This window comes from Paraburkholderia sp. IMGN_8 (assembly GCF_038050405.1).
Taxonomy (GTDB): Bacteria; Pseudomonadota; Gammaproteobacteria; order Burkholderiales; family Burkholderiaceae; genus Paraburkholderia.
The window spans coordinates 3667350-3684611 of the sequence record NZ_CP150900.1 but is presented as its reverse complement, the minus strand read 5'-3'; the positions used below and the strand labels follow the sequence as shown (position 1 = coordinate 3684611).

At 59.8% G+C, this 17262-nt stretch carries 16 protein-coding genes; 8 read left to right on the top strand and 8 right to left on the bottom strand.

Annotation, left to right across the window (positions count from 1 at the left end; all coding sequences use genetic code 11):
* Positions 1 to 58 precede the first annotated feature (58 nt).
* The 4 genes from WN982_RS16835 to WN982_RS16820 all read right to left on the bottom strand — a co-directional run bounded on the left by WN982_RS16835 (position 59) and on the right by WN982_RS16820 (position 4334).
* The gene (locus tag WN982_RS16835) at positions 59 to 1609 is read right to left on the bottom strand and encodes a hypothetical protein (RefSeq protein WP_341313057.1); all 1551 of its coding nucleotides are present in this window, start codon (positions 1607 to 1609) and stop codon (positions 59 to 61) included.
* 202 nt (positions 1610 to 1811) lie between these two features.
* Complete coding sequence (locus WN982_RS16830) at positions 1812 to 1964, bottom strand: hypothetical protein (RefSeq protein ID WP_341313056.1); 153 nt, start codon at positions 1962 to 1964, stop codon at positions 1812 to 1814.
* Positions 1965 to 2007: 43 nt separating this feature from the next.
* A complete protein-coding gene (locus tag WN982_RS16825; protein WP_341313055.1) occupies positions 2008 to 3153 on the bottom strand; it encodes a DegT/DnrJ/EryC1/StrS family aminotransferase in 1146 nt (381 codons plus the stop codon).
* 179 nt (positions 3154 to 3332) lie between these two features.
* Entirely contained in the window at positions 3333 to 4334 is a 1002-nt protein-coding gene (locus tag WN982_RS16820; protein WP_341313054.1) for a glycosyltransferase, read from the bottom strand.
* 327 nt (positions 4335 to 4661) lie between these two features.
* On the opposite strand from WN982_RS16820, the gene WN982_RS16815 reads away from it, so the two are divergent.
* Entirely contained in the window at positions 4662 to 5168 is a 507-nt protein-coding gene (locus tag WN982_RS16815) for an alkaline phosphatase family protein (RefSeq protein ID WP_341313053.1), read from the top strand.
* Between the two features lie 4 nt (positions 5169 to 5172).
* Here the strand turns inward: WN982_RS16815 and WN982_RS16810 are convergent, their stop codons facing one another.
* From WN982_RS16810 to WN982_RS16800, 3 genes are all read right to left on the bottom strand, one after another.
* A complete protein-coding gene (locus WN982_RS16810; protein ID WP_341313052.1) occupies positions 5173 to 5823 on the bottom strand; it encodes a hypothetical protein in 651 nt (216 codons plus the stop codon).
* A gap of 394 nt (positions 5824 to 6217) precedes the next feature.
* Complete coding sequence (locus tag WN982_RS16805; RefSeq protein WP_341313051.1) at positions 6218 to 6775, bottom strand: hypothetical protein; 558 nt, start codon at positions 6773 to 6775, stop codon at positions 6218 to 6220.
* Between the two features lie 292 nt (positions 6776 to 7067).
* Complete coding sequence (locus WN982_RS16800; protein ID WP_341313050.1) at positions 7068 to 7370, bottom strand: hypothetical protein; 303 nt, start codon at positions 7368 to 7370, stop codon at positions 7068 to 7070.
* Positions 7371 to 7588: 218 nt separating this feature from the next.
* Here WN982_RS16800 and WN982_RS16795 point away from each other — a divergent pair, with 218 nt between their 5' ends.
* From WN982_RS16795 to WN982_RS16785, 3 genes are all read left to right on the top strand, one after another.
* Positions 7589 to 8572: a serine hydrolase gene (locus WN982_RS16795; RefSeq protein ID WP_341313049.1), complete on the top strand. Its 984-nt coding sequence runs from the start codon at positions 7589 to 7591 to the stop codon at positions 8570 to 8572.
* Between the two features lie 415 nt (positions 8573 to 8987).
* Positions 8988 to 9650, top strand: coding sequence for a dihydrofolate reductase family protein (locus WN982_RS16790; protein WP_341313048.1), 663 nt, complete (start codon positions 8988 to 8990; stop codon positions 9648 to 9650).
* Positions 9651 to 9864: 214 nt separating this feature from the next.
* Positions 9865 to 10659 (top strand): MipA/OmpV family protein, encoded by a 795-nt coding sequence (locus tag WN982_RS16785; protein ID WP_341315821.1) that lies wholly within the window; start codon positions 9865 to 9867, stop codon positions 10657 to 10659.
* Positions 10660 to 11012: 353 nt separating this feature from the next.
* On the opposite strand, the gene WN982_RS16780 is transcribed toward WN982_RS16785, so the two are convergent.
* Positions 11013 to 11645: a malonic semialdehyde reductase gene (locus WN982_RS16780; RefSeq protein ID WP_341313047.1), complete on the bottom strand. Its 633-nt coding sequence runs from the start codon at positions 11643 to 11645 to the stop codon at positions 11013 to 11015.
* A 1110-nt stretch (positions 11646 to 12755) separates the two neighbouring features.
* Between WN982_RS16780 and WN982_RS16775 the strand changes: the two genes are divergently transcribed.
* The 4 genes from WN982_RS16775 to WN982_RS16760 all read left to right on the top strand — a co-directional run bounded on the left by WN982_RS16775 (position 12756) and on the right by WN982_RS16760 (position 17188).
* Positions 12756 to 13052 (top strand): hypothetical protein, encoded by a 297-nt coding sequence (locus tag WN982_RS16775; RefSeq protein WP_341313046.1) that lies wholly within the window; start codon positions 12756 to 12758, stop codon positions 13050 to 13052.
* 817 nt (positions 13053 to 13869) lie between these two features.
* Positions 13870 to 14169 (top strand): hypothetical protein, encoded by a 300-nt coding sequence (locus WN982_RS16770; protein ID WP_341313045.1) that lies wholly within the window; start codon positions 13870 to 13872, stop codon positions 14167 to 14169.
* 509 nt (positions 14170 to 14678) lie between these two features.
* Positions 14679 to 15017, top strand: a complete 339-nt coding sequence (locus WN982_RS16765) for a septal ring lytic transglycosylase RlpA family protein (protein WP_341313044.1) — start codon at positions 14679 to 14681, stop codon at positions 15015 to 15017.
* A gap of 788 nt (positions 15018 to 15805) precedes the next feature.
* Positions 15806 to 17188, top strand: coding sequence for an aromatic acid/H+ symport family MFS transporter (locus WN982_RS16760; protein WP_341313043.1), 1383 nt, complete (start codon positions 15806 to 15808; stop codon positions 17186 to 17188).
* The last annotated feature ends 74 nt before the right edge of the window (positions 17189 to 17262 follow it).

The window sequence follows — 17262 nt, the reverse complement described above, 5'->3', positions numbered from 1 at the left end:
GCATTCACGATCAAGCCCTCATGACTAATGGTCTTAACTCCGCTGCGGTCAGAGCGTCTCAGCGGCACGCGCGCCGCTCGTACAGGGACCAGTCCTCGACCTTGCGCACGAGCGCGACGTCGCATTCACCGTTGTCGACGAAGCCGGCCGGCAGCGGCTGTGTGTTGCGAACGAAAAAGTACCGGTACTGGCGGCCGTTGTGCTTTTTCCAGTCGAACTCAAACGTGTCGTCAAAGCCGGGCTGCACAGCGGGCAGCTGGTCTGGCTTGAAGCGGACGATTTGCGGCAGGAACCAGGCAAAATTGAAGTCGACAAACCCATGCCGCTCCGCCTGATACCACACGGGAAAATGCCGGTACGCGTTCCTGGTGTCGAACGCCGCGCTGTTCGCATCGAAGACGAGACCTAATGCACGCTGCCCAGGTTCGGCAAGCGAGAGCAGCGTTTCGAACGGCGCGCTTTCGACGGCAAAGCGATGCATGCGTACCGTTTGAAGCCCCAGAAAGGCCCAGCAGATCGCCATCATCATCAACTGGATCAGCGCGTCGCGCCCCCGGGAATCCTTGCGCGATGAAGCACCAGGTGCCGTGAAGATGAGTGCGTAGGCCGGCAATAAATACAGCGCGAAGCGCTCGTACAGCAGGAAGGTTTTCATCGCGACGCTGGGCACGGCCAACCACACGAACACCACGGCCGCCAGAGGCACGGCTACCGACGGGTCGCGGCGATTGATCCGGTCGCGCATGAGCCACGGCGCGGCGAGCATCGCCAGGCTGGCGAGCACGAAGATGATGTCGCGCCGCTCCGTGAACCAGCTGAAGAGCAGGAAGGAATATACGCGGGCCCGGTTCCAGTACCAGCCGGTAGGGGCGAAGGTTTCTAGCGCGAGCAGCGGATCGCGTTCCTTACTGACGATCACATAGACGACACAAATGATGGCGAGCGGCACGAACGGCAACATCGCGGGCAGAAAACGCGCCAGCTGCTTCTGCCTGATCGCGATGATGCCGACGCCTATCCCGCATGCGAACAGGAACACCAGCGCGTGCGAGAAGAACAGCGCGACCGCGGTCAGCAGGACAGCGGTGCCCTTGCGAAACGTCGGTGCAGCGGCATAGCCGTGCACGATCAGGATGAACAGAAGGCCGAGCGGCGCGGCGACCAGGTAGGTATAGAAACCCCAGCTGAATGCGTAGCCGAAGAAGCTGGGGATGAACAGCCAGTCGAGCCGTTCGTCCGCGCCGAACCGTTTGCGCAGCAACGTGCAAAAGAAGACAAACGCGTAGTACGCGATGGTCAGCACGAGCTTGAGCGCCGCTGCCACCGGCATGATGTAGGTGAGTGGCAGCGCGAGTCCGTAGCCGATCAGATAGGGAGTCAGAAAGTTGGTCCGCACCACGGCCTGCCAGGGCGACGTGTGCCCGATCAACTCGTGCAGCAGCGCGACCTGCCCGGCCTGCTGCGGCAGATCGGTGAGCGGCGGATGCGGCGCGATCCACAAGAGCGCGCCCGCATATAGCGCCGTGCAGATGAACAACGCACGAGCGGCTACGAGAAAATTGTCAGTGGCCTGAGTTGACGCAGACCAGGATATCGGCCAGATGAACATGCAGCTCCCTCCGAGCGCTTGCGGTAGGTCAAAGGGCGAACTGGTCGCCAGGTTGCCCTCGTCGCTACGTGCGAGGCTAAGGTAGCGGCTTAAAAGTTGGCGCTATGTGCGCCAGCACACCTAAGGGCGGCTGAGATGGGATCAGGCGCACGTAGGGCCCGTCATCGAATGACGGGCAGAAGGAGCGCGCCTGAACACGCGCTCAAAACCGCGGCTTGCGGCGCGTCCATCCGCTGCCCTTGGCGCAAGTGGCGTCGGGATGGCGGGATGACGGAATTGCAGTAAGTTGCGCGGCACGCCATGTCACGGAAGCGTCGTCGGCGATGTCGAAGGCTTCCAGCCGGAACGGATCCATGCGCTCGTCGTTCCAGCCGACGTCGCACGTACGCCCCCTTCCTTCATCCCACGGCTTTCAATGTTTCCCTCTCCACATAGGCATGGCGCGTCGGTGGCACATGCAAGCGTCGTGGCCCGCACTCGCGCGCGACAATACGCGCAATCCTGTCCACGTCGGCAATTTCGAGCCCATGGTAAAGCGGTAGCGCGAGAACGCGGGTGGCGATGTCGTCGGCGATCGGCGTGTATTGCGCGCCAACGTAGTTCAGCGACGACAGTGATGGAAAGAAGTACCGCCGCGGAAACACGTCCTCCTGACGCAACGCTTCCAGCACGCGGTTCAGCACGGTTTCGCTCTCGAAGATCACCGGATAGTAGGCCCCGTTGTAGACGCAGGGGACACGAATCAGCATGCCGCTCACATTGGCGCCGTCTAGCATTTCGTCATACCGGTCGGACAGCGCCTTGCGGTTCGCGAGGACCTCGTCGATGTGCAGCAGGTTCGCAATCCCCATTGCGGCGTGGAATTCGGAGTTCTTCGCATTGGTGCCGATGTGAATGAACTCGCTACCGGACTGGCCGAAGCTGCGCATCGTCATCAGCTTCTCGTGCACAGCGGGATCCCGCGCAATGACTGCGCCGCCTTCGACTGTATGGAACACTTTGGTCGCGTGAAAACTGGTCGCCGTGACGTCACCCCAAGAGAAGATCGATTCGCCGTCAATCACTGTGCCGAATGCATGCGCGGCATCGTAGATCACCTTCAGGCCATACTCGCGCGCAATGCTCTCGATCTCGTACACATCGCAGGGGTTGCCGAAAACATGCGTCGCAAGAATGGCACTGGTTTGCCGCGTAATGGCTCGGCGAATCTGCTCGGGATCGATATTGAGCGTGTCTCGATCGATGTCGGCCATGACCGGACGGCAATGTTCCCACGCGATGCTCGACACCGTCGCAACAAAGCTGAAGGGGGTGGTGATGATTTCGCCCGACAGGTTCAGGCCGCGAATCGCCAACTGCAGTGCCATCGTGCCGTTTGCTACGTAACCCAGCCTGTCGAGCTTGAGATAGTGCTTGAGTTGCGTTTCCAGCTGGCGCACGAGAGGTCCGTTGTTGGTCAGCCATTGAGACGAGAAGATGCCGCCGACTAATGCGCTGTATTCCTCGATGGGCGGAAGAAAAGGCTTTGTGACATTGATGCGCATCGAAGGTCTCCAGGGGCCTCTCGACAATCAGCAACGAGGGGTCTGTTAAATTGTGAAGAACTCTGTTTACATCCCGTCTTTTGCGGAAAGACAGGATGCCAACGTTGATGCTCACTAGCTCGTCGGCAGAGTGCCGGCAGGACGGGCGGGTTGCTGCCTAAGCGTCGCACGGGTATCGGTCAGAAACTTTGTGCGCGCACAGGCTGCCGGCCAGCCACCTGTTTGCCGAGTCGGTAAGACCGTCGGAGCGTGCGTGGCCAGTGCCGCATCGCATGCAACCCTGCCTGCTTGAGCCCGATCCTGGCGAACCGCGCACTCTCCTCAATACAGCGCTGGAATTCGGTGTAATAGCCCGCTTCCAGAAACATGATTGCCGACCCAAGATAAAGTCGCGCTCGTCCCCAATCCACAATGGCTTTTTCCATGCCAAGCTCTTCGGCCATCCGGTACGTGTACATCATGTCGCTGATGCTCGCTTCGTGACGTGCGGGATTCTTGATGACAGTGGAAGTTATCCCGTCCGGGTTGACGCGGTAAAGACCCATCTCCTCGTCGAAGTAGCGTGCGCGCGTGCCGTAGAGTGTCTGCAGCAGATGCGCCACGTCGCCAACCGCCTTGAGTTTCAACTCCACCGGGAAGCGTCTGCGCAACGCGCCGCGGAACATTGCGGAACTGCCAAAAAAGAATGGCCCCGACCTGATCAGATATTCGGCATCGAACACTGCGGGTTTGGCGTGGGGTAGCGGGAAGCTCACGGGCTCCTTCGTCAGCGAGTCGATCGTGCGCATTTTGTGCACGACCATGCCGAACTCGGGGTTCGCCTCAAGAAAATCCAGCTGGCGCGCCAGCTTTCCCGGCAGCATCATGTCGTCGCCGTCAATGTACGCAATGTATTCACCAGACGTTTGCGCAATGACGTCCGCAAAGTTACGCGAGGCGCCGGTATTGCACTCGTGACGGACAAGCTTGATGATTCCCGGATAGCGGGCTCGAAACGAATCGATGACCTCGATCGACCCGTCCTGCGAACTGTCGTCGCCAACGATCACTTCGAATGGTGCGTTGAGTTCCTGCGACAGGATGCTTTGCAGGCAATCGCCGATAAAATCGACATGGTTATAGCAGAGCACTGCGACTGACAGGCGGGGGTGTACCGCATCTTGTCCGGGATTCGGAACCATCAGTTTTCCTCTCAGTTGAAGATCAGGCGCCTGGCCGCAGGGCTTACATTGCAACATCGGCAGGGCAGCAACGGCCCCATCACCGTGTCAAACCTCCCGTCCTTGCGACACGTTGCGATGCCACCCAACGACTTCAATCTAGTCGGCGGCGGCAAACTGAAATGTGCGGTTCCGAACCGAAGAGGTTAGCAGCCTGCGTAGTTGTGCTGAGGTATCAGAGCCGACGCTCTCTAACGGGCATCCGCTCGGCGGCCGAATCAGCATCCTCGTTGAGCCATCGTTCGCCCGTTTCGGACACGCACTAGTCCAAAGCACGGCCAGTCGGTTTTGAACCTTCTCTCGCAGGGCATCGTCAACGCTGGTTGTGACGTGTCGCACAAGAGCCGCGACAATCCGAGCGGTTGTCTGGGCGACCTGTTCGCATGGGTCGAAACCAGCATCGGCGCGGGCAGCAACGGCAAGGCCCCAGCGACGCCGTTCACCGACCAGACCACCAAGGAAGGCTCGAACGCGCTCGGCTTCTACAACGTGAACAATGGCGACATGCCGTACTTCACCCAACTTGCGCGGCAATACGCGATGAGCGACAACTATCACCAGCCGGTGATGGGTGGCACCGGCGCGAACAGCATCATGATTGGGGCCGCCGATGCCTACTACTACACCGACGGTAACGGCCATGCGGCTACACCGCCGTCGGATCAGATCGAGAACCCGAGCCCACTGGCGGGCAATTGCGCGTCAAGTGTGTCTTGCTGTGCCGGCTCAGTAGTCCTAGTCGTTTTAGTTTGTGCGGCCGGTCGCAGTTCTGCCTGTCTGCGTATCTATCAATGACGGCTCAATGATGGATTGTTGGGTTGCTTTCCTCGTGCAGCGGGGCGGGAGCGGGCGCGGGATCTGCCGGCGCTGCGCTCGCGAGTTCCGACTCCCGCATTGCATGCTCGACGAGGCGCTTCGCTTCGCCACTACTCGAATCGACTAGCAGCGCATTGCCGGCGTTGTGCCACACGCATGCCCATTGCGCGATGTATTCGCAGCCGCGCGCGACGCTGAGCAGCGAGTCGCGCTGCTGTTCGCGCTCGCTCAGGGTAGAGCGCATGCGTAACGCGTCGAGGTTGTCCGGCTGCGCGGCGATGGCCGCTTTGAGCCTTGCTTTGGTCGCCGACAAATTGCTCTGTTGCATGTCGGCGCGCGCGGCTCGGAGGTGCTTCGAAACGTCAACACGAGGTTTGTCGGGCTTGCTGCTTGCGGTGCGCTTCACGTCGGGCGGTGCCGCTGCCGCTGTCGCTGTCGCGTGACGTGGAACTGGCGGCGCCGCAACAGGCGGCGGCACGGCGGCGGGCCGCTGTGCAATGGCGGCAGTGGCAGCAGGCGGCTTTACTTTCTGGGTCGTCACTCTGCCGGACACCGCCGGGGCGCTGGTGTCCAGGTCGCTGCTCTGTCTGATGAAGCCGAGATACGCGACGAATGCCAGCACGAGAGATAGCACGCCAAGGGCCGCGGGGCGGAGCAATCTTCGATGGCTGGGTGCGGTGGTGGCCGGCTCGCAGGTCAGATAGAACGAATCGCTTACGGCCCTCGAGGAGGCGTGCCAGGGCTTTGGCAGCGACTGCCGCGTGGCAAGCAACGATTGGGTCGGGCCCAGTGCGACTTTGGTAGACGAAGCAGGCGCCGGGCGCACGGCGAGCGAATCGATTGGACGCGCATGGCACGCAGGGCAGGACGCGAAACGTCCGGCTAGCGCTGCACCGCAGTGCCCGCATCGGGGGAAATCATGCTGATCGGAAGTGATGTCGCTAAGCATTGCCATGTCGCCAACGGGCGTCGACTGTCGGCGCCGCAGTCAAAAAGAACAAGGCACGGCAACAGGGCTGCAACGGGGATTACTGCATCACGACGTAACCCCGCGCTTGCATGCATGCCCCATATGCCGCCCAGTACTGTGTCATCGGTGGTTCGCGCGCCGGCAGCGGTGGCAGCTTCACTTCGGGCCCTTGGGCCGTCTGTGGCGCACTGGCCGCCGCCGTCTCCGAGGCGCCGGTACCGGCGCTGGTCGACGATGCCGCAGTCGCCGCAGTCGTTGCGGACGCTGCCTTGTTCGTCGCCGTGGTCGCAGCAGGCGCGCTTGCCGCAGGTGCAGTCGCGGCAGCAGGCATGCTCGCGCCCATAGGGGTCGCTGAAAAGCTGCTGGGTGGCAACGGCGGCCGCGACGGGATACCTGTCGACGAGGTTTTCGTCGGCGGGGGTTTGCGCGGCGGAATTTGCGATTCGTGGGCGATGTTGATTTTCGTTTGCTTGTTGGCGGTGGCGTAGCACATCGCCGTGTCGATGCTGCGCTGATACGGGGTCTGACTTCGAATCGGATAGATCACCGGCTGCCATGCCTGGGCAGCACTGCTTAACAACAGCAGCATTAAACCGATCGTTATTTTGTGTCCCATCGCAGACGCTCCCACAGCGACGTTTCGGCGATCTCGGGCTGTTCAGTCGCCACTCTTCGCAGTATGTCTCATGGCAGCCGAACCCGCCGCTGAAAGGCGGCTCACGAACGCGAAGGCTGCCTGCTCAGCGTAACACCGCTCTTTAGCGCCGGAATGCGCCGGATAGCGCGCGTAAACGCCATCCTGCAGTCGAATCAGGACATATTTGTTAGTTCGCGGGCGGTTCGGCGCAATTTGTAGGGGATATCCCTGGGCGTGGGCGAAAGCTTCGGGTTTTTTAAGTCACTGTTTTTCAAGCGCAATCAGCGACTTTCCTGTTTGTGGCGAGGTCGAGGAACGCATCCTTTCGGTCGGCTACCTTTACGCCGTCGTTATCGCATTGCTCGGTGATGAATTGATCAAGCAACTGAATCCAGAGCGGCTGCACGAGGAGAGCAATAGGGTCGCGGCCGTGGGCCGCATCATGTTTTTCGAACTCCCCGAGCGCGACTGAAGAGTGTGATCGATTCTCAGGGTTTACCCTTAGCCGAATGTTGATCGCCAAGTTTTGCGAGGCGACGTCGTCAGAAACGGGCCCAAGCGCGTTCGAGGCCATTGATTGGATCGGCCCCGAGAGCGCGGACATCCGTCCGCTATTTCAGCAGGCCTCGCCGGACCAGCGTCGGGTCTCATCGTTGGTTCTTCCAGGGACAAAAAATTCCTTCCTCTTTCACACACTCATCCCTGCAATGAGCAACTACAGTTTAGTTGTTGGGGACAATCCTGCACGTTGGACCCGCCATCACCGGATTGCTGTCCCAAGGTGTGAACGCCATGAAGAACTTCCTCAGCGCGCTACTGCTCGCCTCTGCGCCGTTCGTCGCGTGGGCCGAAACGCCATTCCTCCATTCACGTAGCGCAATCGTTTACGACGTCGGGCGCGGCGAAGTCCTGCTGGAAAAGAACGCCGACGACGTCCAGCCGATCGCGTCGCTCACCAAGCTGATGACGGCGATGGTCGTGCTGGACAGCGCCCAGTCGTTGGCAGACACGGTGACCGTCGAAGATGACGACATCGATCGGCTCAAGCACTCGGGGTCCCGCATCCCGATCGGTGCGTCACTCGAACGGGGAGAGATGCTGCGCCTTGCGCTCATGTCGTCCGAGAACCGCGCGGCGTCCGCACTATCGCGTGCGTTCCCGGGCGGCCAGCCTGCGTTCATCCAGAAGATGAACGAAAAGGCGCACGCGCTGCATATGGCCAATACGCACTTCGACGATCCAACCGGGCTCTCGCCGGACAATCTCTCGACGGCACGCGACGTCGTGAAGATGGCGGAAGCCGCGGCGCACTATCCGTTGATCAGCGAATACACGACGCTTCCCCGCTATGAAGAGGAGATCGGCACGAGGACGAGGTTCTATCACAACACCGACCCGATAGTCCGCGCAGCCGATTGGGACGTTCTGGTCGCAAAGACCGGCTATATCCGCGAGGCGGGGCGCTGCATCGTGGTCGATGCGAACATGCCGAATGGCCAGGTGATGATTGCGCTGCTCGGCTCGCGAACATCATGGGGCCGCTCCACCGATCTCGTCACGATACGCCGGTGGCTGAACGGCGACGAAACGCCGGTCGTCGAGCCGCCCCATTACGCAAGCGCCCGGCCGCATCATCACCATTCGATACTCGCGCATTCGCATCGCGTCAAGGTGCGGTTCGCATCGTACCGGACAGGTTCGGCGTCCGGCGCGCACCGGCAGACCGTCAAGCACCATGCCGGCAAGCGGGAACACCACACGCCTGTTGCCGCCTGAGCTACGTCTATATGACGCCTCGCGCCACGCGCGCGAAATATTCCTGCATGAGTTCGACGCACATCCACAGCTTCGCGGAGCGGCTCAACCGTGCCGGATGCACGGGCCCTCACATCGGCGCTCTGACCATTGTCCGGCAACACCTGTTATGCGATTTGCATTGGACGGCACCCGGCCAAAAGCGGTCGGTGGCCAAATCGGCCAAAAGCGGCCGTGCAATGCCATTGACACAATCAGAGTGCTTGTAGTGTTTGGGTGGATGTTTACTGCTGTATGCCAGCTTACAAATTCAGAAAATTTCTCTTAAAGACATATGGTTAAGCAAAAATGCGCTGCCAGAATATTTCGCATAATTCCGGCAAACCATGCAGCTTTGCTGTCCACATTACGTTAGGCGTCTAAACGGAGGCAAACGATGACACGAGTTCGCGTTGAGGGCTTCACCATCTCGCTCGACGGATACGGAGCAGGCCCGAATCAAGACATCAACAATCCGCTCGGCGTTGGCGGGACGGAACTGCACCAGTGGCTTGTCCCAACACGCACGTTCCAGCGGGCCTTGTTCGGCAAGGACGACGGTACGACCGCGGTTGACGATGATTTCGCCGCCCGTGGCTTTCAGAATGTTGGGGCCTGGATTCTTGGGAGGAACATGTTCGGACCCATTCGTGGGGACTGGCCGGACACAAACTGGAAAGGCTGGTGGGGAGACAATCCACCGTATCACGTTCCAGTCTTCATCTTGACCCATCATGCTCGTCCCCCCATGGAGATGGAAGGCGACACGACGTTCCACTTCATAACAGGAGGCATTCGCGAGGCGCTCGACCGTGCACGCGAGGCCGCTGCCGGAATGGACGTGCGGATCGGCGGTGGGCCGGACACAATCCAGCAGTATCTTCGTGAGGGCCTTATTGATGAACTGCACATTGCTATCGCGCCGGTCCTGCTCGGCCGGGGAGAATCGCTGTTCGAAGGGGTTGACTTGCGGGCTCTGGGATACGAATGCGTTGAGTTCGTAGCGTCGGAGAAGGCCACGCATGTCGTCCTACGGCGCCAAGGGCACACGGACGCCTAACCACTCGCTGAAGGCCGACGTCCCTGACGGGCCGCGGCCTTAGCTTGGACGTTGAGTGTCTGCTTTTCCAATCACCGACCGTCCGCATTGGGGTCGACTTCGGCCGGACGCCGCCGCGGTAACATTCGTTGCTATGAAGATCAACGACTCCGAAGACCAAGGCCAGCACGGCGCGCGTACCCTTGCATGCGCCGCCGCACTGACGGCGGCACTGATGCCGGCGCCCGTCATGGCCCAAACACCCTCGCCACTCGTGGAATGGCAATACTCGGAAGGCATCCTCCTCGAGCAGATGTTCGAACCGGAACTGCCGAAGTGGCGCATTCGCGTCGGCCCCGCGGTCAGTTTTCAGCCGACTTATGACGGTGCCGCCAGCTATCGCTTGTATGCCGGGCCAAGCATCGACATTCGCTATCGCGACCGATTCTTTCTGTCCACGGGCGAAGGCCTCGGCTGGAACGTATTGACGGGGCCGAACTGGCGCATGGGGGTCGCAGTCGCATACGACCTCGGCTGGAGCCAGGCCAACGATATCGATCACCTGAACGGCCTCGGCGATATCAGCCCCGCGCCCGCATTGCGCCTGCTTGGCGAATACGTGGTGTCAAAGTCGTTTCCGCTCGTGCTGCGCGCCGATGTCCGCCACACCTTTGGCGGCGCCGGCGGCTGGGTCGGCGACCTCGGCGCATACATGCCGATGCCCGGCAGCTCGGAACGGTTCGTGTGGTTCGCGGGCCCCAGCGTCACCTTTGCAGATGCGCACTACATGAACAGTTTCTTCGGCGTGAATGCGGAGCAGGCGGCGCACTCGCGCTACCCCCAGTACCATGCGTCAGCCGGCGTCAAGTCCGTGGGCTTCGGGGTCAGTGCAACATGGATCTTCCACAAGCATTGGATGCTCAGTGCGGATGCAGCATTCCAGCAACTCGTCGGCTCAGCCGAGCAAAGCCCTGTGACGCAGCGCACGGGCTCGGGTGTGCTCGCTCTTTCGGTCAATTACGACTTCTGAGGTCAGCAGCGGTCGGCTTTGCAGGACACGGCTGCGATCGCCGAGAATGCCATGGCTGTAGACAGGTGGTGGACCGAGGACCTATTCCTTGGGGCCATGGGGCGCCACGGTCGGTGGGCATGGCGTTTTGGGGCTCGGCGGCACGATTGGCGATGCGGGGCCGGCACCCGTGAGCGTCGGTCCCGGTCGCATGCACCCATGTTTGTGTCGAGTCGTATGGGTATGCCCGCACCGGACCAGAACGTCTTCTTTGCAGTGGCCGTGCAATTGGGCCCACATGCTGATCCGCCAGCACGTGAGCCGTTTGCACCTAGGCGACGGGGATCAGGCCCGCGAAGCCGGGTTCCTGGTGGTCAAAGCAATTTGCAGGCCTCGTCAAAATCCAGGCGTGGGCTGCGCGGGAACAGCCCTGCCGGATCACCATAGCCCAGATTGCAGAGGAAATTCGACTTGATGTGGCTGTCGGGAAAGTACTCCTGCTGGAAGGCGCCCTCCTGTGCGCTCGCAGGAAAAAATTCATGGTCAACTTTTGCATGATCGAACCCGGACATCGGACCACAATCCAGTCCGAGCGAGCGGGCAGCCAGGACGAAATAAGCCCCTTGTAGCGAGCTATTGCGCCGTGCCGTGACCTCGGCCAGCTCCGGTGTGTCGGCGAACCAGGATCGCGCATCTGCGTGCGGGAAGAGTTTAGGCAGCTTGTCATAGAACTTGCCGTCATAAGCGATGATGGCAGTCACCGGTGCACTCATCGTCTTGTCGATATTGCCTGGTGCCAATGCCGGCAGAAGTCGTTGCTTCGCTTCCTGAGTGCGCAGGAACAGAATACGTGCCGGGCTGCAGTTTGCGCTCGTTGGACACCACTTCATCAGCTCGTAGAGTTCGCGCAATGTGTCATCACTGACCGGCTTAGGCAGCCAGCTATTGTGGGTTCGAGCCTGACGGAACAGCAGATCCATCCCTTCTTCATTCAATCGCTTGTCCATATTTGCCTCCCAACGGAAACGGACATTGCAAGTGGCCTTCCTGCATCAACAACCACGAACTCCTGGAGGGCGATATGCCTTCCGAGCGTTTCGTGAACATCACGCAGCTGGTCATCGATGATCTGAGCGCAGCCCCGTTCGGGTGTTATAGACGTACCACGCGTCGTTCATGGAAAAATTTGCGCGGTCGGGTACCGGTGACGATCCAGGGAGCGCCCTGCTGGACTGTAAGGAAGCCGGCATTTCCGAGCAGAGCTATCACCGGAGCTAAAGTCGAAACTGGTGTAGGGGGAGTTGAGGCGGGAGATTGAAGGCGGTGGAGGCCGCGACCGTCCGGGACGGACGAGACGACTCAAAGTGGCGTCCGCGAACGTCGCTTGTCGGCACTGGTTCGGACGTTCGGAGATTCTTCCTGAGCGTTTCAACTGGGCCGACTACTGCCGACCGCATCGGGCAGTGGTGGGCCAATAAGCGACGTTCGATGCTTCTGCCCGGATTCTTGCCAATCGTGGGGGAGTTCGTTTGCAAGTTTGCTCACCGCCCCCCGCCCCAGTGGCTGTTCGCCATCCACGCAGCCCAATCAATTTCCCCGCGGAGGCATGTAGCCTGCACCGCACAATGGCAAACCACGCCGGCCTCAGTTTGGGGACCAGGGCGCATTAGGTAAATCGGTTAGCCCCGAAAATCGAAACTCACCATTGCGAACAACGCGCTTAATTATCAGCGACCGCTTTTCCTAAACTTGGCATTACCTGGCACGGACTCGATCCCGTGCTGTCGGAGCACGGCGTGGCGTCAATAATGTGCAATACCGGCCTGACAAGCCTTATCGCGCGTCGCTTGAGCTGATTGAGACATAGAGGGCATCGTGGGCCGAAACGAGGTTCCGGTCACCCAGGTAGGCTTTAGGTGGGCGTAGATTTTTTCGAGGAATGGAGTACGTGTCTCGTTGGCAGCCCTGAGCGGTGATCTGTGGTTTGCTTCACGTGCACCACTGCGCACGGTCGCTCGAGTTTGATCGCCACGAGCCAAGCGTACAACGATCGCCATCGAGAAATACGAAAGGATTGTTTGGGTCGAAATTCCAGTCCAATCAAGGAGTAGTGGGTCATGAACAAGGCAACCAGCACACTAATCGCGGCCTTCGCCGCACTCGCGCTGTCGGGCGGCGCTTATGCACAGAGCAACAACACGCTGGCGACCCCGTCCACAAAGTCGCCGGCCGCCAATGCAACGAGCGGCTACGGCACGCCTGGCGCCCCCAACTCGGACAGCGGCATGGGCGCCGGGTCGCCGAACTCGCGCCCGCAGACGAGCACGAGCAATAGCTCGACGTCCGGCACCCCCGCTTTCGGGGGCAACAACACGCTGGCGACCCCGACCACAAAGTCGCCAGCTGCCCAATAAAAGCAACTAAGGCTGGCAATCAGGCGCAAATGAGCGCAAAGCGAATAAGCGCTTCGATCGCGCAGGGCGCAGTTTTAATTGTGACCAGTGCCACATAAGAAAGACCGCTGCCCCACGGACAGCGGTCTTTTAGTTTCCCTGACCTCTTCCTGGCAGCGGCTTGCGGCACGCCGGCTGGTTGCATGCCCGTAGCGTGACCGAATAGCAGCGATTGGCGACACAGATCGTGACCGTAGGAAAACGTTAGTGTGACTGGCGTGGCCCGCCATAACGCGCCAGAAGGCCGAATACGCCCCAACGTCGAATGACCGCTTCGCGGAAAAGCGAAGGACCGAATTGGATCGCGGAACGAAACCGCTCGCGCGGTAGATCCTACTGTACGCAACCGCTCTCTCCAACACGGCGGGATCGGAAGTTTGACGCCACGCGGCCGGCGGTACGTTCGACGGGTAATCCTGTGGCGACGGACGGCAGACTTGCCGGCTTGTCGGGAAACAAGGAGAAGGGCACGCTCGAGAACTTCAACGCCTCCCTTTGTTCGCTGAGTCCGCCTCGCGCAATGTGCAGCGGTGGCTGATGATATGTCCGCAGCCTGTCGCGTATGAAGGATGTCCGTTTTGCTTGCAACACCGGCCGTTGCCTGCACGATGCCCTGACGGCCCGCTTCGGGTCGAAGATGGAAGTTCGCGGTTGAGTCCGGGAGGTTGATCGTCGACCGACGACGAACTTCCGGGTTCTGCGACCAGTTTCGGTCGTTAGACATCGGTGCCGCGATCGTCGACAATCAGCCTCGTGTAATCACTGCGGCCGGCGGCACATGAAAAATGAAACGTGGGCTTTTGATGACCCGCCGAACGTGGCAGTCATCGCAGCCAGGAGCATTGTGTTCGAGCGCGACTGGATCGCGTACGTGTCACACGACCATGAGGATGGCGCGTGGCAATTTCACGGCTCTCAGGCTAACCCCATGCAGGAAGTCGACGCCCTTGTGGCGATCTTGCAAAACATCGTTCAGATCGACGGCACGGTGAGGGAATTGGCTGATCTTCTGGTTGGATGGCACGCATGGCGAACCGCAAAAGGAATGCCCTTGTTCAGGGCGAAGACAGAAGCGTGATGTCGCTCAATGTCAGCTTTGCTACGCGAAAGCGGATCTCGGCTTGACTACATTAGTTGCGCCAACGTCAACGACTCATCACTCGGGTCGACTAAAGTCAAGTGCGAATTGAACACACAGTGCGAAGCTCCGTGGTATCAATGTTTACGGCCGATCACGTACCGGGCAGGGGCACGTAAAGACCGATATGCGACGAAGCCAATACACATCTAAAGGCCTGTGCCAATCGGGTCGACAACCCCGACAAGGAAGTGAGGATCTGATCTTCAGGGGCGTCGCGTGTCACCTAAAATATTGTCAAGGTGTTACGTAACCCGGGCATGCCGCCAACGGGAACTTCTGGAGACCTTGAGAACCACGTTTCATTGACTGACGGGTGGTCTATGGTGCTATCACTTCGCTATTTGGGAGTCTTGGGAATCTGCGCTTTGTTCACTGCTTGCGGACAGATTCCGTCCAAGCATGCTGCGTGCAGATCTGATTCCTGTCGCCCTCGGCACGAGCACGAGATGTCGCAATCCGGCGAGGCGTCATGGTATTCGGCAACGTTCCAGGGGCATCTGACCGCAAACGGAGAACGCTACGATGGCGGCGCCTTGACTGCCGCCCATCGAACATTGCCGCTCGGTAGCTATGTGCGCGTCCGATCGTTGGCTACCGGAAAGTCGGTTGTCGTTCGCATCAACGATCGCGGACCATACGTCAAAGGCCGGATTATCGATCTCTCTTACGCAGCGGCTGAAGCCCTGGGTTTGCCAGACGCGCGGTCGATGCGCGTGCAGGTTCAACGTGTGGAGGAGACACAGACGGGGTCGGACGAGGGCGAAACCTTGACGACAGAGCGGTGAAGTCCTGGACGGTGCTCTGAGCAAATCGCTTGCTCAAGGCATCGGCAAGACTGCGTAGCAAAGGTTCTTCACGACCGGTCTGGGCGAAACGTTCCAACGCCGCCTCATCGCGTGGCAGCGAGCGAAAGATGCGAATGGCGGCTGCGCGCGTTTCTTCCAACAGATCCACTTCCACAAAAGCCTGCAACAGATCCATCAAGAACTAAGCGAACAACCGGTTAACGTTGCCATCACGTTGCGCGGATGTCCTCTTCCGCTGCGTGTGAGCGAGTACGCGGCAAGAGTCGTCCATACGACCACCACCAGCGCAGCGCTAAATCGCCACCATTCGTTGATCAGACCTGGAGCGGTACCTCGTACAAGCGCTTCCTGTCTATGGGACGAGAAGCAATTACCTCGGCCAGAAATACCTGCACGGTATATAACACAATGCAATGAGTTCCGACGATGCCGCGAGGCTACGATGGGAAAGCCGCCTGAAATCGCAATTATCTTGCAGGCCGATGCGAGCGATGCAAGGCTGGCGGCCGTCACCGGTGAGGTCTAGCGTGACTGCTCAAAGAAGCCGATCTGGAAGATGCCGCGGAAACGATGGAGATCGCTGACGGGCGACGCGGCGGTGCTCTGTCGGTGGGGCAACGCATGCTCACTTTCATGACAGGCGGAGTAGCGGCTGCGATAGTCATTTGTTTGAGAACATACCTAACGCGAGCCTGGTCTTGTGGCGAGAGCGACGCGCTCCGACGGGAATGTGGTTGGAGGCCGAGCAGGGTATCTGGAGGACCAAGATGAACTCCGCTTCGACTGTTAGCGTTCAAGAGTTTATAAATAGCCATGGCTTTAGCGGTTATCAACGGTTGATACTGGCACTGTGCTTCCTGGTTATCGCAGTCGACGGCTTCGATACCGCCGCAATTGGTTATATCGCGCCTGCACTTTTCGTCGACTGGCATGTTCCAAAGTCCTCGCTCGGTCCCGTTCTGAGTGCTGGACTTTTCGGACTCGCATTAGGCGCAATGAGTTCGGGGCCGATAGCTGACAGACTTGGTCGAAAGACTGTGCTGGTTCTCGCGGTCCTGTTTTTGGGCATTTCGTCTCTTGCGAGCGCCAGTTCGCAAGGCATTGAAATGCTTACCGTGTTCCGCTTTATAACGGGACTTGGCATCGGTGCAGCCATGCCCAGTGCCGCGACGCTGATGGCTGAGCTTGCTCCCGATCACCGTCGCTCCATCATCAATAACGCCATGCTTTGTGGATTTCCGTTGGGAGCCGCTGGAGGCGGCTTCCTGGCAGCGGTCCTGATTCCCGCTCTTGGTTGGCGCAGCGTACTGGTTGCTGGCGGCGTGCTTCCCATCGCGCTAGCCATTGCCCTCATATTCGGGATTCCGGAGTCGGTCCGTTACATGGTTGCCAAAGGGGCTGCTGCCGACCGGATCCACGACGTACTTAACCGCATCGCTCCGGGGAAGCTGGTCGAGGCCAGTCAATTCGTCATTGGCGAGGAGACCTTGAAAGCGAATGCTGCGGATTCGGTCAGAGTCGTATTGGCGGGGCCCTACATCTTTGGAACCCTCATGCTTTGGCTCGCCTATTTCATGGGGCTGGTTATATTTTATTTACTTACCAATTGCCTTCCCATCCTGATCCACGATTCAGGTCTTAGCATCTCACACGCGGCCCTCATTACAGCGTTCTTCCCGTTAGGCGGCGGAGTCGGCGCCTTGGCCTCGGGCTGGCTGATGGATCGCTTCGAGCCGAACGTAATAGTCAGCGCCTGCTTTTTGTCGACCGGTCTCTTCACTGTTTCCATTGGGTACGGGGCGCCCGGCCTACTCACTCTGGTCTGCCTCATCTTCGTGGCGGGCACCACGATGAACGGTGCGCAAGCTTCGATGTCCGCATTGGCGGCAAATTACTACCCCACAAGGGCACGCGCGACCGGCGTTGCATGGATGATGGGTATCGGCCGGTTTGGTGCAATTGTGGGCGCTCTGGCTGCTGCGGAATTGCTCCGCCGCCGTTATGGGCTGAATGAGGCATTCATCGCGGCAGGGCTTCCGGCATTGGTTGCCGCCACCGCGCTCTTTGTAAAGTATCTCGAAGGGGCTAAACGCAGGGCAGTGCAAACGCCCTCGCTATTCGACGAGCCTCGCGATCCGAAGAACAATTAGTGCAACGTTGCCGAGCGGGCGCATCACGCAAGATAACGTAGACGGCGAAGTTGTTGTCGCGGGCCTCGCAACGT